This is a genomic window from Microbacterium sp. HD4P20, assembly GCF_019449275.2.
GTDB lineage: Bacteria > Actinomycetota > Actinomycetes > Actinomycetales > Microbacteriaceae > Microbacterium.
In genome coordinates, this window is record NZ_JAHZQZ020000014.1 from 461,994 (window position 1) to 482,133 (window position 20,140).

General features: G+C 68.4%; 22 protein-coding genes. 7 read left to right on the plus strand and 15 right to left on the minus strand.

Annotation, left to right across the window (positions count from 1 at the left end):
* Positions 1–109: 109 nt before the first annotated feature.
* Positions 110–634 carry a VOC family protein gene (locus K0817_RS10445; protein WP_219981625.1) on the minus strand — a complete coding sequence of 175 codons (525 nt, stop codon included), beginning with the start codon at positions 632–634 and terminating at the stop codon, positions 110–112.
* Between the two features lie 94 nt (positions 635–728).
* On the opposite strand from K0817_RS10445, the gene K0817_RS10450 reads away from it, so the two are divergent.
* Positions 729–1,685: a YafY family protein gene (locus tag K0817_RS10450; protein ID WP_219981372.1), complete on the plus strand. Its 957-nt coding sequence runs from the start codon at positions 729–731 to the stop codon at positions 1,683–1,685.
* Positions 1,686–1,712: 27 nt separating this feature from the next.
* Here K0817_RS10450 and K0817_RS10455 read toward each other — a convergent pair whose 3' ends face one another.
* On the minus strand, positions 1,713–2,309 hold the full coding sequence (locus K0817_RS10455) for a DUF1349 domain-containing protein (RefSeq protein ID WP_219981373.1): 597 nt from the start codon (positions 2,307–2,309) through the stop codon (positions 1,713–1,715).
* Between the two features lie 26 nt (positions 2,310–2,335).
* Entirely contained in the window at positions 2,336–2,785 is a 450-nt protein-coding gene (locus K0817_RS10460; RefSeq protein ID WP_219981374.1) for a pyridoxamine 5'-phosphate oxidase family protein, read from the minus strand.
* A gap of 89 nt (positions 2,786–2,874) precedes the next feature.
* Here K0817_RS10460 and K0817_RS10465 point away from each other — a divergent pair, with 89 nt between their 5' ends.
* Complete coding sequence (locus K0817_RS10465) at positions 2,875–3,795, plus strand: AEC family transporter (RefSeq protein ID WP_219981375.1); 921 nt, start codon at positions 2,875–2,877, stop codon at positions 3,793–3,795.
* Positions 3,796–3,804: 9 nt separating this feature from the next.
* Here the strand turns inward: K0817_RS10465 and K0817_RS10470 are convergent, their stop codons facing one another.
* From K0817_RS10470 to K0817_RS10480, 3 genes are read right to left on the minus strand one after another with little or no spacing between them, the layout of a single operon-like run.
* On the minus strand, positions 3,805–4,074 hold the full coding sequence (locus K0817_RS10470) for a DUF6510 family protein (protein ID WP_219981376.1): 270 nt from the start codon (positions 4,072–4,074) through the stop codon (positions 3,805–3,807).
* Positions 4,074–4,799 carry a ferredoxin reductase gene (locus K0817_RS10475; protein ID WP_253735298.1) on the minus strand — a complete coding sequence of 242 codons (726 nt, stop codon included), beginning with the start codon at positions 4,797–4,799 and terminating at the stop codon, positions 4,074–4,076. The genes K0817_RS10470 and K0817_RS10475 overlap by 1 nt, the downstream gene beginning before the upstream one ends.
* Complete coding sequence (locus tag K0817_RS10480) at positions 4,796–5,386, minus strand: sulfite oxidase-like oxidoreductase (protein WP_219981377.1); 591 nt, start codon at positions 5,384–5,386, stop codon at positions 4,796–4,798. The genes K0817_RS10475 and K0817_RS10480 overlap by 4 nt, the downstream gene beginning before the upstream one ends.
* 143 nt (positions 5,387–5,529) lie before the next feature.
* Here K0817_RS10480 and K0817_RS10485 point away from each other — a divergent pair, with 143 nt between their 5' ends.
* A complete protein-coding gene (locus K0817_RS10485) occupies positions 5,530–6,090 on the plus strand; it encodes an HdeD family acid-resistance protein (RefSeq protein ID WP_219981378.1) in 561 nt (186 codons plus the stop codon).
* Positions 6,091–6,155: 65 nt separating this feature from the next.
* Here K0817_RS10485 and K0817_RS10490 read toward each other — a convergent pair whose 3' ends face one another.
* Together K0817_RS10490 and K0817_RS10495 are read right to left on the minus strand one after the other, a co-directional pair.
* Positions 6,156–8,144 (minus strand): S9 family peptidase, encoded by a 1,989-nt coding sequence (locus K0817_RS10490; protein WP_219981379.1) that lies wholly within the window; start codon positions 8,142–8,144, stop codon positions 6,156–6,158.
* 2 nt (positions 8,145–8,146) lie between these two features.
* Complete coding sequence (locus K0817_RS10495) at positions 8,147–8,911, minus strand: SDR family oxidoreductase (RefSeq protein WP_219981627.1); 765 nt, start codon at positions 8,909–8,911, stop codon at positions 8,147–8,149.
* 65 nt (positions 8,912–8,976) lie between these two features.
* Here K0817_RS10495 and K0817_RS10500 point away from each other — a divergent pair, with 65 nt between their 5' ends.
* The 4 genes from K0817_RS10500 to K0817_RS10515 all read left to right on the plus strand — a co-directional run bounded on the left by K0817_RS10500 (position 8,977) and on the right by K0817_RS10515 (position 11,836).
* On the plus strand, positions 8,977–9,477 hold the full coding sequence (locus K0817_RS10500; RefSeq protein WP_219981380.1) for an NfeD family protein: 501 nt from the start codon (positions 8,977–8,979) through the stop codon (positions 9,475–9,477).
* A complete protein-coding gene (locus tag K0817_RS10505) occupies positions 9,474–10,541 on the plus strand; it encodes an SPFH domain-containing protein (RefSeq protein ID WP_219981381.1) in 1,068 nt (355 codons plus the stop codon). Before K0817_RS10500 ends, K0817_RS10505 begins: the two co-directional genes overlap by 4 nt.
* A 7-nt stretch (positions 10,542–10,548) precedes the next feature.
* Positions 10,549–11,325, plus strand: coding sequence for a glycerophosphodiester phosphodiesterase family protein (locus K0817_RS10510; RefSeq protein WP_219981382.1), 777 nt, complete (start codon positions 10,549–10,551; stop codon positions 11,323–11,325).
* 127 nt (positions 11,326–11,452) lie between these two features.
* On the plus strand, positions 11,453–11,836 hold the full coding sequence (locus K0817_RS10515; RefSeq protein WP_219981383.1) for an RNA polymerase-binding protein RbpA: 384 nt from the start codon (positions 11,453–11,455) through the stop codon (positions 11,834–11,836).
* A 26-nt stretch (positions 11,837–11,862) separates the two neighbouring features.
* Here K0817_RS10515 and lnt read toward each other — a convergent pair whose 3' ends face one another.
* From lnt to K0817_RS10550, 7 genes are all read right to left on the minus strand, one after another.
* Entirely contained in the window at positions 11,863–13,434 is a 1,572-nt protein-coding gene (gene lnt, locus K0817_RS10520; RefSeq protein ID WP_219981384.1) for an apolipoprotein N-acyltransferase, read from the minus strand.
* Positions 13,435–13,493: 59 nt separating this feature from the next.
* Positions 13,494–16,007, minus strand: coding sequence for an RNA helicase (locus tag K0817_RS10525; RefSeq protein ID WP_219981385.1), 2,514 nt, complete (start codon positions 16,005–16,007; stop codon positions 13,494–13,496).
* Positions 16,004–16,762, minus strand: a complete 759-nt coding sequence (gene tatC, locus K0817_RS10530) for a twin-arginine translocase subunit TatC (RefSeq protein ID WP_219981628.1) — start codon at positions 16,760–16,762, stop codon at positions 16,004–16,006. The genes K0817_RS10525 and tatC overlap by 4 nt, the downstream gene beginning before the upstream one ends.
* 67 nt (positions 16,763–16,829) lie before the next feature.
* On the minus strand, positions 16,830–17,072 hold the full coding sequence (gene tatA / locus K0817_RS10535; RefSeq protein WP_219981386.1) for a Sec-independent protein translocase subunit TatA: 243 nt from the start codon (positions 17,070–17,072) through the stop codon (positions 16,830–16,832).
* Between the two features lie 72 nt (positions 17,073–17,144).
* Positions 17,145–18,122 carry a YafY family protein gene (locus K0817_RS10540; protein ID WP_219981387.1) on the minus strand — a complete coding sequence of 326 codons (978 nt, stop codon included), beginning with the start codon at positions 18,120–18,122 and terminating at the stop codon, positions 17,145–17,147.
* The gene (locus K0817_RS10545; protein ID WP_219981388.1) at positions 18,119–19,129 is read right to left on the minus strand and encodes a WYL domain-containing protein; all 1,011 of its coding nucleotides are present in this window, start codon (positions 19,127–19,129) and stop codon (positions 18,119–18,121) included. Before K0817_RS10545 ends, K0817_RS10540 begins: the two co-directional genes overlap by 4 nt.
* A gap of 44 nt (positions 19,130–19,173) precedes the next feature.
* Positions 19,174–20,136 (minus strand): FKBP-type peptidyl-prolyl cis-trans isomerase, encoded by a 963-nt coding sequence (locus K0817_RS10550; RefSeq protein ID WP_219981389.1) that lies wholly within the window; start codon positions 20,134–20,136, stop codon positions 19,174–19,176.
* Positions 20,137–20,140: the final 4 nt, after the last annotated feature.

Below are 20,140 nucleotides of genomic sequence, written 5' to 3' on the forward strand. Positions count from 1 at the left end.
ACGGGGGAGCCACCGTGCAATGGTATGGTTCGAGTTGACATAATGTGGATTATCGGCGATACCGTCGGAACCCGGTGCGACTCTGGGACGACGCCATGCCGGACTCCGCTCAGCGAGTCGGTGCGCTACTGCGCCGCTGCGTCTGTCCGGAGAGTTCGGCATCGAGCGTCTCCTGCGCGATGCGCATCTGCTCTGCGTACCGCGGTTCTCGCAGGCGCTGCCACATCACGTCCTCCGGAACGTCCTCGACGTGGCTCACAACCCACCAGATGTTGCCGAACGGGTCCTTGATGCGTCCTCCGCGCTGTCCGAAAGCGCTGTCGCTGAGTTCCGTCACGATCGTCGCGCCGTTCGCGAGCGCCCTCGCGAACGCTTCGTCTGGATCGGGCACCCACACGCGGAGCAGGCTGGGCATCCCTGGCCACTCGGGACGACGGTCGAAAGCAAGGACGACCGTGTCGCCCACCCTGATCTCTCCATGACCGATCGAACCGTCCTCCGTGGCGACGCGCGCCAGTTCCTCGCCGCCGAATGCTCGCGCGATGAAATCGAGCAACGCGCCCGTGTCATCGGTGACCACCCACGGCGCGATGCTCGTGTAGCCGGCGGGGGCAGTGTTCTGTGTGTCCATCATCGTCCGTTCCCATCTGTCGAATTCGTGCTGCTGGAACCAACGGTAAAGACGAAATAGGACAGTTCTTGTCCTGCGCGTGAGGAAAGATGAGGACATGCCCGGGCCCACCTCACGCCTTCTCAGCCTCTTGTCGCTGCTGCAGACCCCGCGCACCTGGGCCGGCAGCGAACTCGCTGAACGTCTGCGGGTCACCCACCGCACGGTGCGACGTGATGTCGACCGCCTCCGCGAGATGGGCTATCCCGTCGAAGCGGATCTCGGGGTCCACGGAGGATATCGCTTGGTCGCGGGCACATCGATGCCGCCGCTTCTCTTCGAAGATGACGAGGCGGTTGCGGTGGCACTGGGTGTTCGGACCATCGCCGCGCAAGGTCTCCCCGGACTTGAGGACGCCGGTCTTCGCGCCCTCGCCAAGCTCAGCACGTCGCTTCCCTCTCGACTGCGGCACCGCGTCCGGAATCTGGGTGGGACCGCGATGACGTGGCGCGTTCGCGCCGACTTCCCCACCGATCCGGATGTCCTCACGATCCTCGCGTCCGCAACCTCGAATTCAGAGCGCGTGCGCATGCAGTACGAGCGTCGCGACGGAGAGCGCGGAGCGCGCCACATCGAACCGCGCCGGCTCGTCAGCTCACACGGACGCTGGTACCTCGTCGCGTTCGACGTGGAGCGAGACGGATGGCGCACCTTCCGCGTCGATCGCATCCGCGAGCCACGCCCGACGGGCGCGCCCGCACGCAACACGATGCCGGATGAGGATGTCCTGGCGCATCTCGAGGCGAGCGAGCGAGCGATGGAATCGACCTACCGCGCCGACATCATCCTCCTGCTGCCGCTGAACGTCGCCAGGGAACGGCTGCGCGATCACGTCGGCGACGGCGATCTCACCGCCGAAGGAGACGTTACGCGCTGGCGCAGCGCTGAGGACACCGCCCCCTGGCTTGCCATCCGCCTGCTGCTGCTCGGTTGCGCCTTCCACGTCAACTCGCCCCCAGCCCTCCGGACATACCTCGACGCCGTTCATGAACGAACCGCGCCCATCCCCCTCTGAAGCCGCTGGCGCGACGAGGACGCCGTGTCAGGAGCCGTCGCGCAGATCTGCCGGTGCTCGGTTGCTCAACGCGATCTCGTCGAACCGCGCATCGCAGGACGCACCCAATGGCGCCTGTGACATGAAGCCCACCAGCGCCGTGGCGCGCGTGTGCATCCGGAACACCCGGACGAAATCCCAATGCGCGCCATCGGCTGACGCGTGGAACGCGTATGCCGACCCGAGTCGCGATACCCGGAGATGGACGAGCGGCTGCTCGACGATCGTCGAGTTGCAGTCGTCGGAGAACTCGTTCGTGACGACGCTCACCACCATCGCCTGACCGGCGGGAGAGAATTCGAAGCAGAGCTTCGCCCAGTGGTCCTCGTCGAACCAGAGCCCGAGGACGGCCGCGTCGAAGGTCGACCGCGGTCCCTGCACCCTGACGCGAGCGCTGAGGGCGAAGTCGCCCTCGGGTCGGAACCCGAGCAGGGTCGCACCATGCTGACTCGGCCCGCCGAGTGGGTCATTGCTCCAGTCCACGCCGGCCGCCGCCTCCAGGCGCAGCTCGCCCGCATCGCGGTCGAAATGGGCCGGTGATGGTCCATTCGTCCACTCGAGGCCGGGAAGTCCATCAATGTGCATCGTGCTCTCCTCGTCCGGTCGAACCATCAGACGGTCCACGCGCCGCCGCGCATGAGCACCCGGCCCGCGAGTTCGTTCGTCTCACGCCACGCCTGGATCTTCCTCGGTCGCAAGATGAGGAAGACGTAGTTCGCGAGTCCGCGTGGGTCCCAATCCGCCTGCCGGGCGTACGCCTCGCCGATCGCCGTGTCGGCGTCGACGCCGACGGAGCGCTCGAGCTCGGCGTCGATCAGCACGACGTCACGCGTCGGGCCTAGGGCGAGACGCGCACGACCACCCGCGAGGATGTTGCGCGCCGTCACCGAGCCGGCCTCCAATGCGATCACGGCGCGATCACCGATCCACGCGAGCGACAGCGGCACGAGGTGAGGCTCGCCGCTCCCCGACGCGGTCGAGACCCACGTATCCGCAGCGGGCGCGGTCAGCATCTCGAGCGCATCGGCCTTGCGGGCGGCTCCATCACGGGGCTCCGGCATCCGTCACGTCCTTTCGTCGACGCGTGTCATTCTGACAGAGCCGCCCCGCCGATTCGGACGCGCGACCGCCTTGTCTCTACGCTCGAACCATGCTGGAATCGCTCACCGGGTTCGTCGTGGTGGGCGTCGCGATCATCGTCGGCTGGATCATCGGGCGCATCGACCTGCTCGGCGAGCACGCGCGTCCGGTGCTGGCGCGTCTCACCTTCTTCGTGCTGTCGCCGTTTCTGCTGTTCGTCGTCCTCGCGCAGGCGGACGTGCGCACGCTCTTCTCGGCCCTGCTGCCGGTGTCGGCCATCGCCGCCGTCGCGGTGATGGTCGCCCATGCCCTCATCGCACGCCTCGCATGGCGGCGCTCTGTCGGCGAGACGGTGATCGGCGCCCTCAGCGCCGGCCAGGTGAACTCCAACAACATCGGCATCCCGCTGTCGCTGTACCTGCTCGGCAGCGCAGCGTATCCCGCGCCGGTGATCCTGATGCAGCTTCTGGTCTTCACGCCGGTCACGATGGCGATTCTGGATGCCGTCACCACGGCGCGCTCGTCATTGTGGCGGGCGATCGCCAAGGTCCTGACCAACCCCATCGTTCTCGGCTCCGTGCTGGGCACGCTGGTGTCGGTCTCGGGAATCGAACTTCCGCCCGTCGTGATGGAGCCGGCGCAGCTGCTCGCGAACGCCTGCGTGCCGCTGCTCCTCATCGCCTACGGGATCTCGCTGCACGGCCAGCGCGTGCTCGGCCCCTCCGGCCGACGGCGCGACATCATGCTCGCCACGACACTCAAACTCGTGGCCATGCCTGTCATCGCGTGGGCGGTCGCCGAGTTCGCCTTCGGGCTTTCGGCTCACGACGTCCTGATCGTCACCGTCTTGGCGGCGCTTCCCACGGCGCAGAACGTCTTCAACTACTCGCAGCGCTACGACATCGGCGAGACGATCTCACGCGACACCGTCTTTCTCACCACCGTGGGGTGCGTACCTGTGCTCATCACCATCACAGTGCTCCTCGGGTGAGGCGACACCTCACTCGCGGACCAGTTCGCGCAGACTTCCGATGATGAGCCGCACCCCACCGTCGGCGCGCACCACCGTCATGAGGGTGTGCGTGCAGCCACGGCACCGAATGATGGCCGCCGAGTCGTCGAGTTCCACGACTGTCTCAGCGAGCGGAGCCGCCACGCCGCACGTGCCGCACTGGCATCTCATCGTTGTGACGTCGACCGTGAAGACCTCGGCAAGCAGTCCCGCGACGGCGTTGCCGTCGACGTGACTCCCCGCGTTTCGAATCTGCATCACGCACCTCCGAATCGTTCGGTCCTGATGCGCGCAGGCGCATGCCCGAGCCCCACCAGCGTGTCGGCGACGTGTTCGACGAAACCTGTCGGGCCGCACACGTAGATGATCGGTTCGCGCTCCGGCTCCCAGATTGCGGCGCGCAGCGTCGCCGCGTCGAGCCTGCCGGCACGACCACCCCATCCCGCGGGCGCCTCTCGCGTGTACGCCCACGTCACCGCCACTCCCCCGTCGGATTCGCCGGCGACGAGCTCATCGCGATATATCGCGTCACCGGCGCGCCGGACGGAGTAGACGAGCCGGAAGGATGCCGTCGCCCCGGCATCCTTCGCTGCACGCGCCATCGCCATCAGCGGTACGATCCCTGACCCGCCTGCCACGAGCTGCACTGGAGCCTCTCCCCCGGCGCGCCACACGAAGTAGCCGCCGAGAGGGCCCTTCACCTCGAGCTCATCACCGATCGCGACATCGTGCACGAGGTACGGCGACACCTCTCCATCCGGCACTTCGTCGACGGCCAGTTCGATCACGTCAGCGGGGCCGTACGAGCCCAGCGAGTACGAGCGCACCGCCTGGTAGCCGTCCTCAGCGGTCAGCCTCACATCGACGTGCTGCCCCGCCTCGTTGCCCGGCCATCCGCCCACGGCGAGACGAAGCACACGAGCAGAAGGAGTCGCGGTGACCGTCTCGACCACACGGGCCATGTGCCAGCCGCCGACGGTCACCAATACCGCTCCTCAGTCCACGGGTCGCCGTGCATGTTGTAGCCGTTCTGCTCCCAGAATCCGGGTTCGTCGTTGTCCATGAGGGTCAGCCCACGCACCCATTTCGCGCTCTTCCAGAAGTACAGGTGCGGAACGAGCAGTCGGGCGGGTCCGCCGTGCTCCGGGTCCAGCGGTTCGCCCTCGAACTCGAACGCCACCCAGGCCCGTCCGCGCACCTCGTCGAGCGGGATGTTCGTGGTGTAGCCGCCATACGAATGCGCCATGGCGTACGAGGCATCGGTCTCGACGTGTTCGAGCAGCGATTCGAGCGGGACCCCGCGCCACGACGTGCCCAGCTTCGACCACCGCGTCACGCAGTGGATGTCGGTGTGAACGTCCTCGACGGGCAGTGACAGGAACTCGTCCCAGGACCACGACACCGACTCGCCCGACTCGGTTCGGATGTCGAACCTCCATTCGTCCGGATCGATCCGCGGCGTCGGGCCGGCCGATAGGACGGGAAAGTCCTCGGTCAGGTACTGCCCCGGCGGGAGCCTCGGATCACTCTCACGCCGACGGGCTCCGAATCCCCTCGAGATGACCGCCATCTGCGTACTCCCTCCGCGCGACCTGTCGCACGCTCACGGTAGCGCGCTCGTCGCGACACACGCCGGCACTGGCGCAAGAGTTCGACTTGGGGTCTAAGCTTTAGCCGCACCACGTTCAGGGAACTCTCAGAAAGGACCCTCCCATGTCCACCGAATACGCGGCCGAGAAGTCGGCCGTCAACGGCATCCGCACCGCCCTCGGGATCGGCGGCGTTCTCGCGGTGATCGTCGGCATCCTCATCCTCGTCTGGCCCGGCAAGACCGCCATGGTGGTGACCGCGATCATCGCGATCTACGCCATTGCAGCGGGACTCGTCTACGCCGGTCTCGGAATCTTCTCCAAGACGAAGGGCGGGTGGGCTCGTGTCGGGCACATCCTGCTCGGCATCCTGTTCATCATCGGCGGCGTGGTCGCCCTGTTCAACCTGGGTCAGACCGCGGTCTGGCTCGCACTGTTCATCGGCATCCTCGTCGGCATCATGTGGATCGTCGAAGGCATCGTGTCGCTCTCCACGCTCGGCGACGCCTCGTCGAAGGGGTGGACGATCTTCTTCGCGATCCTCAGCATCATCGCGGGCATCGTCGTGCTGTTCTCCCCGATCTGGGGCACCATCGTGCTGTGGTGGCTGCTGGGCATCTCGCTCGTCGTCCTCGGCATCATCAACATCGTCCGCGCCTTCACATTCGGCAAGGGCGACCTCTGATCTACGCCTGATCGAGAACGGCCCCGGAAGCAAGGCTTCCGGGGCCGTTCTGCGGTGTCTTGCGATCAGGACACGGGCAGGTGACGCTGCCACCAGTCGAGGACGGCCTCGAAACGCTGCACGCGGTGACGAGGCTGGCCCGAGCGCGTGAGTTCGTGGTTCTCGCCCGGGAACACCAGCATCTCGGCGTCGGTGCCTTGGCGCTTCAGCGCCGAGTAGTAGCGCGTCGCCTGCTCGAGCGGGCATCGGAAGTCGAGCTCGCTGTGGATCACGAACGTGGGCGTCGTGACGTCGCCGACCACCGCCATCGGGCTCTGCCGCGCGATGTCGTCGCCCGACGGGCCGACGTACTCGTCCCCGAAGAAGGTGCCGATGTCGCTCGTTCCCTGGAAGGTGGCCGGGTCGAGGAAGCCGCGCTCGACGATGGCTCCGGCGAACCGCTGATCGTGCGCGATCACCCACGCGGTGAGGTAGCCGCCGTACGAGCCTCCCATGATCCCGACGCGCCCGCCGTCCAGGCGAGAATCGTCGGCGAGAGCTCCCTCGAGGAAGTCGATGACGTCGTCGAAATCGAGCGTGCCCATCTGCTGACGGATGCTGCGCCCGTGCGCGCGTCCGTAGCCGGCGGAGCCGCGGGGGTTGCAGTAGACCACCGCGTACCCCGCGTCGACGAGGACCTGCGTCTCGTCGAAGAGATGGATGCCGTACGAGGCATACGGTCCGCCGTGGATCTGCAGAATCACGGGGAAGGGTCCGTCTCCTTCGGGCGTGGCCACCCAGCCGTGCACGGGATAGCCCTCGCGCCCGGTGACGGTGAGCTCCCGAGGGACGACGATTCCGGATGCCGCAGCGCCGGCGCCGAACGCGGTCAGCGTGCGCGCCTCGCCCGATTCGATGAGAACGAGCTCGCCGTGCGAATCCGGTCGCGCGACGGCCGCCACGACGCGCTCGCCGGCCGCCGCCTGGCCACCGACCTCGACGTCGCCGCCGAGCACCTCCGAAACCTCGCCCGCGCGGGTCACGCGGAGCAAGGTGACGCGGCCGCGCGTGCGGTGCTGCACCAGGAAGTCGTCGTCGACCGGTTCGATGTGACTGCCGACCTCGCCGAGGTCGATCGTCTCGGCATCGGTGAGTCGTCGCGGGCCGCCCTCCTCGAGCAGCCACAGCCCCACCCCAGGTGCGATGAAGTCGATCCCTTCGTCGCCGACTTCGTGGCCGAGCACGGCGATGGCGCCGTCGCCGGCGGTCTCGACGCCGTACAGCGAGAGTCCGGCATCGACGGCGAGGACCTCGCGCACGCCTGACCCGTCCGTGGCGACGGCGACCAGACGGGAGCGCAGATCCCGCCGGTCCGATTCGATGGCGTCCGGCACGGTGAGAAGCTCGCGGCCGTCGGCCGTGAAGACGAGCCCGCCGTGCGAGGCATCGCCCGTGGTGAGCTGCCGGGCCTCGGCCGCGACGATCGTCTTTGCAGGGGCCTTGGAATCCTCGGGGAGGACGGCCGCGGCCGGCTCGTAGAAGGGCTCGCCGTCGACAGATGGCGCGGCGATCACGAACACGTGCGCGGGACGGTCGGCGACGTAGCCGAGACCATTGGCATGCCAGCGGATGCCGGTGATGTGACGGGGAGCCTCGGCCGCGGCATCCAGCCCCTCCACGCTCCCATAGCGACCCTTGTCAGGCACGCGAGCAAGGAAGCCCAACGTCGTTCCGTCCGGCGACCATGCGAAATGCTCGACGCCGAGCACCGCATCGGTGGCCTGGACCGGCTCCCCACCCGCGGCTGCGACGACGTGCACCTGCGGCTTGCCTTTCGCGTCGAGCCGGAGGAACCCGATCCGCGAGCCGTCCGGCGACAGCCGCGGCGCGGCATCCGCCACTCCCCTCGTGAGCCGTCGGGGCGCACCGTCCGGAAGATCGACGCGCCATACCTGGCCCACTCCCCGATTGGCCACGAGGTCGGGGCGCGACGTCGCGAAGACCGCGAAGGATCCGTCGGGAGCGATATCGGGGCGTCCGACCGAGACGAGCTTCTCGATGTCTTCGGCGCGCACGGTCACTCCCCTGCGAACGACGACACGTCGCCGACGAGGCGCGTGTTGTCAGCGGGAACCGGATCGAGCGCCGCGGCAGCGACCTCTGCGGCGAACTCCCCCACGTTGTACAGCTTGCCGGCGTCCTCGCGGCGCGCCGCGATGGCACCCGGGTTGGCCCGCTCCAGCAGAGTCGCGGTGATGGTGCCCTCGATCATGTCGCCCGAGACCACGACGAACTCGACCCCGCGTTCGGCGAGCGTCGGGATGCGCTCGCGGAGCGCGTCCTCGCCGGCGCGCTTGGACAGCGCGACCGGCTCGTACTCCGGCATCGTCGCGGTGCTGCGGATGAAGTGGGCCTGATGGCTGGTGACGAACACCACGCGCGATCCCTCCTTCAGCAGGGGCAGGGCCGTCTCGAGCACGCGCACCTGCGCGTCGCGGTTCAGCTGGAGCGCGTAGTCCTCGGCCATGCCGGACTCCATGCCGCCGGACGCGTTGAGCACGAGGATGTCGAGTCGGCCGAACGTGCGCTCAACCTCGTCGAACATCGCCTGGACCGAAGCGGAATCGGTCAGGTCGGCGCCCACGACGAGCACCTCGACACCGAGTTCGCGCAGCTGCGCGCCGAGCTTCTCGGCCCGCGGTGCCTTGTTGCGGTAGTTGATGACGACGTTGGCTCCCGCCTCGGCGAGATAGCGCGCGGTGTCGGCGCCGATGCCGCGCGAGGAGCCGGTCACGAGAGCCGTCCGGCCGCTCAGCGAACCGGCGGGAAGCGGTGGGGATATCGGGTCGTTTGACAGGGTCACCCAACGACCCTACCTGGTAGGTTCGAGGCAAGAGGAGGCGCATCGTGGAGCTCATCCAGACCATCGAGCAGTGGGCGTGGATCGGCTGGCTCGTGCTGATACTCGCGTTTCTCGTCATCGAGATGCTCACGCTCGATTTCACGTTCCTGATGCTGAGCATCGGCGGCCTCGCCGGTCTCGGCGCCGACCTGCTCGGCGCACCGCTGTGGCTGCAAGTCATCGTCGCCGCGGGCGTCGCAGCCGTACTCGTGCTCTTCCTGAGGCCTCCGCTGTTGCGGCGGCTCAGGCGGGGTGAGGATCCGGCGCTGTCGAACGTCGATGCGCTCGTCGGACTGGCCGGCACGGTCGTCTCGACGGTCAGCGGTCACAGCGGCCAGGTCAAGCTCTCCAACGGAGACCTGTGGACCGCGCGCGCGGAGTCCGGCGAGCTGGACCCCGGAACGCCTGTGCGCGTGAGCCGCATCGATGGCGCGACGGCCTTCGTGCGCTCCATCGCCCCGACAGGGACGATCCTGCCGCCCGCCACCGAGGAGCCCCGGCCATGAACGATATCGAAGCCTTCATCCCCACCGCGATCGGCTGGCTCCTCGCGATCGCGGTCTTCATCTTCGTACTGGTCGTCATCGCCCGCTCGATCCGGATCATTCCCCAGGCGAACGCCGGGATCGTGGAACGTCTCGGCCGCTACCACAAGACTCTCACTCCGGGCCTCAACCTCCTCGTCCCCTTCATCGACCGGCTCCGCCCGCTCATCGACATGCGTGAGCAGGTCGTGTCTTTCCCGCCGCAGCCGGTGATCACCGAGGACAACCTCGTGGTGTCCATCGACACGGTCGTCTACTTCCAGGTCACGGACGCTCGAGCGGCCACGTACGAGATCGCCAACTACCTGGGTGCCGTCGAGCAGCTGACCACGACGACTCTTCGGAACGTGGTCGGCGGGTTGAACCTCGAAGAGGCGCTCACCAGTCGCGACAACATCAACGGACAGCTGCGCGTGGTGCTCGACGAGGCCACCGGCAAATGGGGCATCCGCGTCGGTCGCGTCGAGCTCAAGGCCATCGATCCGCCGCACTCGATCCAGGACTCGATGGAGAAGCAGATGCGGGCCGAGCGGGACCGGCGTGCTGCGATCCTCACCGCAGAGGGGTCCAAGCAGTCGCAGATCCTCGAGGCAGAGGGCCGTCGGCAGGCCGAAATCCTCCGCGCCGAGGGTGACAAGCAGGCGGCCGTCCTTCGCGCGCAGGGTGAGTCCGAGGCGATCGAGATGGTCTTCAACGCGATCCACGTCGGTGATGCTGACGAGAAGCTCCTCGCGTACCAGTACCTGCAGACGCTCCCGAAGATCTCCGAGAGCCCCTCGAGCAAGCTGTGGATCATTCCCAGCGAGCTGACCGAGGCCCTCAAGGGCATCGGAGACGCCTTCGGTGGTCGCACGTCCACGTCGTCGCCCTCGGCCACCCGGGCCACCCGTGACCGCGAACGTTCGAGCGCGGCCGCCGACGAGGCTCTGGCGGAAGCCCAGGCAGCCGCCTCCACCGCCGATGCCATCGCCGCGCAGGCCAGGGAGTCCACGCCCGGTGCTACGGGCGGCGAGATCCCGCGCTGAACCAGGGATGCCGCACCCCTGGTTCGAAGGCATCACCACGCCGCGCGTGCTCGCGCACCGGGGACTGGTGACGCCGGATGATGCCGCTGCGGGAATCGCCGAGAACTCGTTCGCGGCGGTGGCAGCTGCCCACTCGGCCGGCGCGGAGTACATCGAGTCCGACTGCCACCTCACCGCCGACGGCGTGGTGGTGCTCTTCCACGACGACGACCTTTCGCGCGTCACGGGAGACCCGCGGCGCATCGCGGACGTGTCTTCGCGCGAGCTCGAGAGCCTGATGGCCGATCGCGGCGGTCTCATCACGCTGCAGCAGGCGCTCGAGTCGTTCCCCACAGTGAGGTTCAACCTCGACGTGAAGGCCGAAGTGGCCGCTGTCCCGGTCGGAAGGGCGGTGGCAGCCCATGGTGAGCGCGTGCTGCTGACGAGCTTCTCAGACGCTCGGCGCCTGACTGCGCTCGCCGCCGCGCAGGACGCGGGCGGCAGCATCCGTCCGGCGACATCGGCGGGCACCGGCACGACAGCCCGCGTGCTGGCCGCCGTCGCGTCACGCTCAGACAGACTCGTCGCCCGCGCCCTCGGCGCCGTCGATGCCCTGCAGGTGCCCGAGCGTCAACGCCGTCTCCGGGTGGTCTCACCTCGTCTCATCGCCGCCGCGCATCGGCACGGCGTGGAGGTGCATGTGTGGACCGTGAACAGCCCGGACGACATGCGTCGGCTCGTCGCCATGGGCACGGATGGTATCGTGACGGATTGCGCTGATGTCGCCCTTGCGACGCTAGCCTGATCACCCCCGACCGGCGGCGTCCCGCGCCCGCTGTGCATCCACTGTGAAACGCCGCTCAACGCGGCCGCTTCGGATGATCCCCACAGGTGGCTTCGTTATACCTGTACAGCGACGAGAGGACCACAAAATGGCAGACCGCAGTCTGCGCGGCATCCGACTCGGCGCCCAGAGCCTACAGAGCGAAGAGGGCGTCGTGTTCCATGAACGCGCACAGCACACCTACACCTGCACGTCGTGCGGACGTGACACCATCCTGACTTTCGCGGCAGACGCCGAAGTCCCGCCGGCCTGGGAGTGCCGCACGTGCGGCGCCGAGTCGCTGCTGCGGGTCGGAGACGGCACCGCGACGGTCGATCACTCCGGCGACAAGACCCCGCGCAGCCACTGGGACATGCTGCTCGAGCGCCGCACGATGCCCGAGCTCGAGGAGCTCCTCGAGGAGCGTCTTGCGTATGTCCGCGCGCGACGCGGCGCGGGCGAGGACATGACGGTCGACAAACTCAGCGCCTGACCCTTCGCGATTGCGCGACGCCGGCCCTACGGGGCCGGCGTTTTCGCGTGCCGTCGCGCGCTCAGGCGTACGGTGACGCCCAGTACGAGCAGCACCGCGACGCTTCCCCACGACAGCACCGCATCCACCCACGGCCCGACAATCGTTGCCGGAGTGAGGCCGGTGCGCAGCGGCACGTCCGTCAACATATGACCGGGTTCGTCGGCGGGAAGCCCCTCGATGGTGCTGCCGTCCGCCGCGATCACCTGGCTGGTCCCGACGGTTGAGAGGTTCACCACGGCGCGTCCGGTCTCGATGGCCCGCAGCCGGGCGACCGCCAGCTGCTGGAGGTTCTCGTCCGTGCCACGGAAGTCGGCGTTGTTGGTCTGGAAGAGGTAAACCCTCGCGCCGTCGCGCGCACCCTCCCACACCAGCGCGTCGTAGATGACGTCGAAGCAGATCGCCAGACCTGCGAGCGTGCCGTCGATGTCGAACACCGGTGCGTTCTGACCCGGCGTGTAGTCACGACCGATCATGCGGATCAGGTCAGGCGCGATGGCGTCGTAAAAGCTCCGATCAGGGACGTACTCGCCGAAGGGCACCGGGTTGCGCTTGTCGTACGTCTGCTCGATACCCTCCCCCGCCCGCCACAGGAACGACATGTTGAAGTACGCGTCGCCGCGCTGGTCGATGCGGTTGGCGAGAAGCGGCGCGTCCAGCTCCCGTGAGACCCTGTCGAGGGCGGATGCCGCGGCCGGCGATTCCGCCGGATCGAGGTCGACGCTTCCCTCGGGCCACAGCACGACGTCGACGTCTTCTTCGCCGAAGAGCGGCATGGTGGCCTCATACTGCGACTCGAGGATGTCCCCGGCCGCGCGTTCGTCGAAGTACCCCGCCGGGCCGTTCCCCTGCGCGCTCGCGACGCGCATCGTGCCGGCCGGCGTCGTCGGCCATGCGGGCACGAGGGTCAGAACGGCCACGATCGCCGCAAGAGCCGCCGCCGGGAGCAGATTGCGATACCCACCGGACCGGCCGCGGCGCGGCATCCGGATCATCTCGATCGCGGCCGCGACGACCGCGACGACGACGAACGTCAGCCCCGCGGTTCCCGTCCACGACACGACCTCGATGAGCGGCCCGCTCACCTGACTGGTGCCCACGCGGCCCCAGGGGAATCCGCCGTAGGGGAAGCCGCCGGTAACGGCCTCGCGAGCCGTCCACAGCCCTGCGACGAGCACCGGGAGCACGACCAGCCGTGCGCGGCGCCCGGGAACGAGACGCGGCACCCAGCGATACGCCAGGGCGATGACCGCCGCGCCCGCCGCGACGAACAGGGACTCGAACGCCGAGAGCGCGATCCAGGGCAGCGGCCCGACCCACTCCGCGGTGAAGTCCACATTCATCAGATAGAACGCCAGTCCGTAAGCCAGCCCCGCGAGCAGCGCGCCGCCGACCTGTCGTCCGATCAGTGCGACCAGCCCCAACGCGATCGAGGGGAACGCCATCGGCCACCAGCCGACCGACGGGAAGGCGACGTCCAGCAGCAGGCCTCCGGCCGCTGACACGGGCACGGCCGCCCACAGCGGGAGCAGCGGGCGCGGTGCGGCGTCGGGGGGCACGCAGTCCACCCTAAGCGAGCTGAGGAGACCTTCCTGTGCGCATCCCCAGCAGTGACGGGTCAGACCGTCGAATACGCGACGATCCCGCGCCGCACGGCGTCGAGCGCCCTGCGGGCAGTGGACGCGACCGGCTGGTCTGCCACCAGCGAGAGCTGGTCGAGCAGGTCGATCGTCTGTTTGGTCCAGCGCACGAAGTCGCCGGCCGCCATGTCGGCCTCGCTCAGCACCGCATCGAGCGTGCCGCCCCGCGCCCACGCGTGCATGGCCGGCGCGAGGCTGGCCGACGGCGCCTCGGAGCCGGGAAGCCGGTGCTCTCGTTCGAGGTCGTCGAGCGACTGCCAGAGGTCCGATGTCGCGGTGAACGCCGGGCGGAACGGTCCGCGCGGCAGCCCCCGCTCCCCCGGGCCCGCATCGTCGCGGCGCGGCTCGTACACGAGCGAACACGCCAGCGCGGCCAGGGCTGGGGCATCCAGCTGCGTCCAGAGCCCTCGCCGCAGCGACTCGGCCACCAGCAGATCTCGTTCACCGTAGATGCGCCGCATCGTCCGGCCGGCGTCCGTCAGCGTGTGCGTGCCGTCGTCGGCGGCCCGCACGTAGTCGAGCTCGGCCAGGACATCCACCACGCGGTCGAATACCCGCGCGACGGTACCGGTGCGCATCTCGATCTGCTGGCGGATCTTGCCGATCTTGCGCTTGAGCGTGAAGTAGCGCTCACCCCAGCGCGCGTGCTTCTCGCGGTCGGGGCACTGGTGGGACGGATGCCGCACCATCCGCTTGCGCAGGCTCGCGATGCGGCGCTGACGTTCGTCGCGGGTGCGGCGCGAGGCGTTCGCGTCCTTGCGGTTGAGTTTCTCGAGGTCGCTCAGCTCGCGACGGATCCCCGCGTACTCGGCGAAGTCTCCGCGATCGCAGGTCATCGCCTTCTCGTAGCCGGCGAGGGACTCCTCCTGCTCGCGCACCTCGCGCGCCAACCCGACAACCGAGCGGTCGGCTTGGAACTGCGCGAACGACGACTCCAGGATCTCTCTCGCGCGTGGCCGGCCGAACTGATCGATCAGGTTGACCGCCATGTTGTACGTCGGCCGAAAGCTGGAGTTGAGCGGATACGTGCGCCGCGAAGCCAGTGCCGCCACGGCCTGGGGATCGAGCCCTTCGGTCCACTGGATGACCGCGTGGCCCTCGACGTCGATGCCGCGGCGACCTGCTCGGCCGGTGAGCTGGGTGTACTCCCCCGACGTGATCGCGACGCGTGCTTCGCCGTTGAACTTCTCGAGCTTCTCGAGCACCACGGTCCTCGCCGGCATGTTGATACCCAGCGCGAGGGTCTCGGTCGCGAACACCGCCTTGACCAGCTTGCGCTGGAACAGCTCCTCGACGACCTCTTTGAAAGCCGGCAGCAGCCCGGCGTGGTGCGACGCCACGCCGCGTTCGAGGTTGTCGAGCCAGTCCCAGTAGCCCAGGACCGCGAGATCCTCTTCGAGCAGGTTGCGCGTGCGGTCCTCGACGATCGCCCGGATCTCGCGACGCTCGTCCTGCGACGTCAGGCGCACCCCGGCGCGTCGCACCTGCTGCACGGCGCCGTCGCAGCCGACGCGACTGAAGATGAAGAAGATGGCCGGCAGCAGGTTGGAACGCGAGAGCAGCTCGACCACGTCAGGACGGTCGAGGCGCTCGACGCGCCGGACGTTCGCCGAGCGCACCGGCCGCTGCATCCCCCGCTTCGGACGGCGGCGGGATGCCTCGTATCCGGCGTGGCGCGCACTGTTCGCGGCCTGCACGCGACGGTTGTTGTCGAAATGCGAGTCCGTGAACGAGCGGATCCGCATCAGCTCCTGGTTGACCTGAGCGGTTGCCACGCCCGCGCGGTCATCGAACAGCGGCAGCAGGTCGCCGCGCACCAGCACGTGCTGCTCGAGCGGCACCGGGCGCGTCTCCGACACGATCACCTCGGTGTCGCCACGTACGGTGTCGAGCCAGTCGCCGAACTCCTCGGCGTTCGAGACGGTCGCCGACAGCGATACCAGGCGCACGGTGGGTGCGAGGTGGATGATGACCTCTTCCCACACCGCGCCGCGGAACCGGTCGGCGAGGTAGTGCACCTCATCCATGATCACGTAGCGCAGTCCGCGCAGCGCCGGAGAGTCGGCGTACAGCATGTTGCGCAGCACCTCGGTCGTCATCACGACGACCCGGGCGTTGCCGTTGATGTTCGTGTCGCCCGTGAGCAGACCGACCTCGTCGGCGCCGTAGACATCCTGCAGCTCGCGGAACTTCTGGTTCGACAGTGCCTTCATCGGCGTCGTGTAGAACGCCTTGTCGCCGTAGCCGCCGACGACGGGCTCCCGCATCGCGAGGTGCACGGCGAACTCGCCCACGATGGTCTTGCCGGCACCGGTCGGCGCCGCGACCAGCACGCTGCGTCCCTCTTCGAGGGCCTGGCATCCGGCGATCTGGAACGGGTCGAGGGTGAAACGCTGGGATGCCGCGAACGCCGCGGTGATGGGGTGGCTCCGGTCCAGCTGGGCCGCGTCACGCGCTCGCGCGTATCGCTCGGCTGGGCCGGGATCGGTCATGCGCCCGCCCCAGGCGGCAGGAGCGTCAGATCGCGCTTCGCCTTGCGCCGATCGAACAGCAGGGACAGTCCCGCGGCGGCGAAGAACAGCACGACCAGGATCCCGGCGAGCATCAGCATGCTGACCACGTCCGCGGCAGGCGTTGCCAGGGCGGCGAACGCGGTCGCGATGAGAACAGCGACGCGCCAGCCCTTCAAGATGGCACGTCCGGAGATGACCCCCGCGATGTTGAGGGCGACCAGAAACACCGGCAGCACGAAGGAGACGCCGATCACGATCATGAGCTTGAAGACGAAGTCGTAGTACTCCGGCGCGTTGTAGAAGTTGACTCCGCCCTGGGGCGTGAAGCTCCACATCAGCTCGATCACGTGCGGAACGATGAGCACCCCGACGTAGCAACCGGCGAAGAACAACGGGACTGCCGCGGCGACGAATCCGATCGTGTAGCGGACCTCTTTCCGGGTGAGGCCGGGCATGATGAACGCCCAGATCTGCCACAGCCACACCGGGGCTGACAAGAAGATGCCGATCGAGAAGGCGATCCTCATCCGCATGTCGAATGGAGACGTCACCGAGGTGAAGTTCAACGCCGCGAAATTGTCGCCGCGTTCTTCGGTGATCTCGCGGATGGGGCCTGTGATCCAGTGGATGATCGGATCGGTGATGATGAACGCCACCACCATGCCGATGACGAGCGCAATGGCGGCGATCATGAGGCGCTTGCGCAGCTCCACCAGGTGCTGGCCGAGCGACATGCGCTTGTCGCGCTTCGGCGCCTCCGGCCCGTCCATGGGCACGGAACCGGCTGTTGCCACCATGCCGCTAGGGCTTGGGATCTGGCGTGCCGTCGATCCGGGGCGCGGAGGCGGCAGCGGAGGTCGAGTCGACCGTGGAGGCCTGGTCGTCAGCGGGCTTGTCCTCCTCCTTCATGGCCTTCATCTCACCCTTGAACACGCGGGCCGACTGCCCCATGCTTTTCGCGAGCGCAGGGAGCTTCGCCGCACCGAACAGCAGAAGGATGACGAGCAGCAGGATCACAAGGTGCCAGCCGTTGAGATTAGCCATGAGGTGCTCCGTTGTTCGCGTCAGCCGGGGATCGCCCCAATTCTAACCACGTAGTGCCCACGTGACGACCGATCAGCGATACTGCGCGAGTCCTGCCTCTGCCCAATCGACGACCGCGCGTCTCGCCGCCACGGGCTCGAGCACCTCGAAGCCGCCACCACGGCGGGCCGCCACACGGCGCAGGCTCAGCTCGTCGGCGACCCGCATGGTCGCCACGACGGTGGCATCGGGCCCGGAGCCGTCGACCGACTCGATGGTGGCGCGGTCGAGGTAGTCGCCCAGCAGCGGTGCGACAGCCTGTGGGAACCGCACCCGGGCGACGACGTCGCCCTCGCCGGACTGGAACCATCCAGAGCCCGGGTCTCCGGTGTGGGTGATCGGGATGTCGGTGAGCTCGAGGTCGCTGACTCGGTCGAGGTGGAAGGTGCGCATGGCCTCGCGCAGGTGACACCATCCCTGGAGGTACCACTGGTCCCCCGCGATATGCACCTTGGTGGGATCCACGGTGCGCGTGGTGGGCGCGGCATCCGGAGCCTTGTAGGTGAACGAGACCGCCACGCCGCGCCGCACCGCCGTGGCCACCCGGTCGCGCGCGGCGTCGACCGGCTCGGGCGCGACGATCACCTCGGCGGGCGTGCCGGACGCGCCGCGTGCGAGCTTCGCCAGGAGTCCGGCATACAGATCGGTGTCGCCCACTCCAGGGATGGAGCGCGCCAGCTGGAGTCCTGCCAAAAGGGCCGCCGCCTCGCGGGCGGTGAGCTTGGGGGCGCGCTCGAGGGCGACGGAGTTGGTGATCACGATGAGATCCCGCTCGTCGAGCAGATCCCAGTCGATGTCGAACAGGTCGTTGGCCATCTGCCAGTAGCCCTGCTCGCCGGGCAGACCGATCACGGTCAGCTTCTCGACCATCGCACGCATCTGATCGGTCGACACGTCGAACTCGTCGGCCGCCTCGGCGAGCGAGACCTCGCCCTTGCCGATCAGATAGGGCACGAGCTGGAGCATGAGGGCGGCCCGGTCGGTCGCCACGAGCGGCTTGCGCGCGGTCATGATGCCTCCCCCGTCATCGCGTCCCGGTGGAGGTCTCGCACAGCGGCAAGGCGGTCGATCACGCGGTCGCGCAGATCCAGCGGCTCGACCACGCGCACCTCCGGACCGTAGGACGCCAGCTCGTCGGCGAAGATGTGACCGTCGACGTACGGCACCCGGATCCCCTGCTCGGCAGGCTGCGCGCGCCGGGCCAGCCGCAGAGCCGCCTCGGTGCCGGGGTTGACCTCGAGCAGCGCGGTGTGGCGTGCCGCGACCTCTTCCAGTCCCGCAAGCGCGCGCTCGCCCGCACCCTCGCGCAGCGCCGCATCGAAGGATTGGCGGGTGACGGTCACGGGTCCCACGATCCGCGAGAGCAGGAACGTCCGGTCGGCCGCGACATCCAGATCGATTCCGAACACGTGCCAGCGGCCTTCGTACTCGACGAGCGCGAGCGGCTGCACGCGCCGGGTGCGGGGTGCCTCCTCGCCCGGCTTGAGATACGGGAAGGTGACGACGCGACTCTGCTCGATCGCCTGCTGCAGCAAGGGGAACGACGGGTCATGCAGGCTCAACCGCGGCGAGAACCCGATGATGGGCTCATCGACGAGATCTCCGAGTGCCCGGATCTTGCGCAGCCCGCTGCGCGCGTCGTCCGACATGGAGCTCTCGCTCCACACTCCGCCCGCGAGGTTCAGCAGCGCGAGCTCGGCGGCGGTGAACTCGATGTCGTCGGGCAGTTCGTACTCGGCCGTAGGGATCCGGTAGCGCGCTTCACGAAGGTCGTCGGGATCGGCCCAGTCGCCGATGGTCTCGATGGGCACACCGAGCCCGCGCAGGCTCTCTTTGTCGCGCTCGAACATCTTCTCGAGCGCATCCTTCGACGCGCCGGCATCGCTCTGCTCCCGGTATCCGGCGACGGAGGACAGGATGGTGTCCTTCGTCAGCCCCTGGTCGGTTGCGATGAGCGCGACCACGAGATTGACGAGCCGCTCTTCGGGCGGGATCTTCGCGGGAGCGGTGGCAGGCACTCGCCCATCTTAGGTCCGCCGGACGGCCCAGATGCGGTGGACGCCTACGATTGCGGCGCGGCGTCCAGACCCAGGATGTCGATCACGAACACCAGTGTGGAGTTCGCCGGGATCGAGCCCTGCTCCTGCTCGCCGTAGCCGAGCTCGGGCGGGATGACGACAAGCACCTGGGAGCCCACGGTCTGCCCTTCGAGCGCCTGGGCGAACCCGGGGACGACACCGTCGAGTGTCATCGACGCCGGCTGAGCGTCCCACGAGCTGTCGAAGGGCTCGCTCTCGCCCCAGACCACTCCCGTGTAGTGCACCCGCACCGGTTCGTCGCCGGTCACCTCAGGACCATCGCCCTTCTTGATGGTCTGGATGGCCAGCTCGTTCGGCGGAGCGCCCTCGGGGATGATGAGGCCCGGGTGGCCGTCGGGAGCCCGCACGACCGTGGGCATGCCCGTCCCGCTGTTGAACTGGTCCGCTCCGTTCGCGGCGCGCAGATACACCTTGCGCACGTCCACGACGGCAACGGCCGAGTCGTCCTCCGCGAGCCCGAGGCTGGCGGCCGACTCGGCTTCGATGTCGCCGGGGGCAAGTGCGATCGCGACGCGCGAGCCCTCGGTCGCGCACTGCAGCGCCTCATCGAAGCCGGGGAAGTTCTGCGCCCACTGCGACACCGGGTAGACCTGCGACAGGTCGCCGTCGTAGGGCGTCGCCACGAGCGGCTCGCCCGTCTGACCGCTGAACAGCGCGACGTCCACGACGACCAGCTGGTCGGATGCCGTGATGGCGGTGCCGTCACCGGTCTCGACGTCTTCGAACGCGAGGTGGGGCGCGCGCAGCGGCGTGAAGACGTCGACCTCGGGCTCGGCATCCGTGTCGCCCGTCACCTCGATGAGGTCCATCACATCCGCGTCGGAGACCGCGGGGCGGGAGCAGTCTGCGGAGTTCGGCAGGGAGCAGCCGGCGAGGCCGACGGTCACCAGTCCCAGGACGACGAGGGCAGCGGGGTAGGAGCGCACCGGA

Coding starts and splice junctions, on each gene's coding strand:
- K0817_RS10525 (WP_219981385.1), bottom strand. CDS start 16,007: ATGACCGATCCCGGCCCAGCCGAGCGATACGCGCGAGCGCGTGACGCG.
- K0817_RS10485 (WP_219981378.1), top strand. CDS start 5,530: ATGTCCACCGAATACGCGGCCGAGAAGTCGGCCGTCAACGGCATCCGC.
- tatC (WP_219981628.1), bottom strand. CDS start 16,762: ATGTCGCTCGGCCAGCACCTGGTGGAGCTGCGCAAGCGCCTCATGATC.
- K0817_RS10460 (WP_219981374.1), bottom strand. CDS start 2,785: ATGCCGGAGCCCCGTGATGGAGCCGCCCGCAAGGCCGATGCGCTCGAG.
- K0817_RS10445 (WP_219981625.1), bottom strand. CDS start 634: ATGATGGACACACAGAACACTGCCCCCGCCGGCTACACGAGCATCGCG.
- K0817_RS10455 (WP_219981373.1), bottom strand. CDS start 2,309: ATGCACATTGATGGACTTCCCGGCCTCGAGTGGACGAATGGACCATCA.
- K0817_RS10505 (WP_219981381.1), top strand. CDS start 9,474: ATGAACGATATCGAAGCCTTCATCCCCACCGCGATCGGCTGGCTCCTC.
- K0817_RS10470 (WP_219981376.1), bottom strand. CDS start 4,074: ATGCAGATTCGAAACGCGGGGAGTCACGTCGACGGCAACGCCGTCGCG.
- tatA (WP_219981386.1), bottom strand. CDS start 17,072: ATGGCTAATCTCAACGGCTGGCACCTTGTGATCCTGCTGCTCGTCATC.
- K0817_RS10450 (WP_219981372.1), top strand. CDS start 729: ATGCCCGGGCCCACCTCACGCCTTCTCAGCCTCTTGTCGCTGCTGCAG.
- K0817_RS10515 (WP_219981383.1), top strand. CDS start 11,453: ATGGCAGACCGCAGTCTGCGCGGCATCCGACTCGGCGCCCAGAGCCTA.
- K0817_RS10540 (WP_219981387.1), bottom strand. CDS start 18,122: ATGACCGCGCGCAAGCCGCTCGTGGCGACCGACCGGGCCGCCCTCATG.
- K0817_RS10465 (WP_219981375.1), top strand. CDS start 2,875: ATGCTGGAATCGCTCACCGGGTTCGTCGTGGTGGGCGTCGCGATCATC.
- K0817_RS10480 (WP_219981377.1), bottom strand. CDS start 5,386: ATGGCGGTCATCTCGAGGGGATTCGGAGCCCGTCGGCGTGAGAGTGAT.
- K0817_RS10510 (WP_219981382.1), top strand. CDS start 10,549: ATGCCGCACCCCTGGTTCGAAGGCATCACCACGCCGCGCGTGCTCGCG.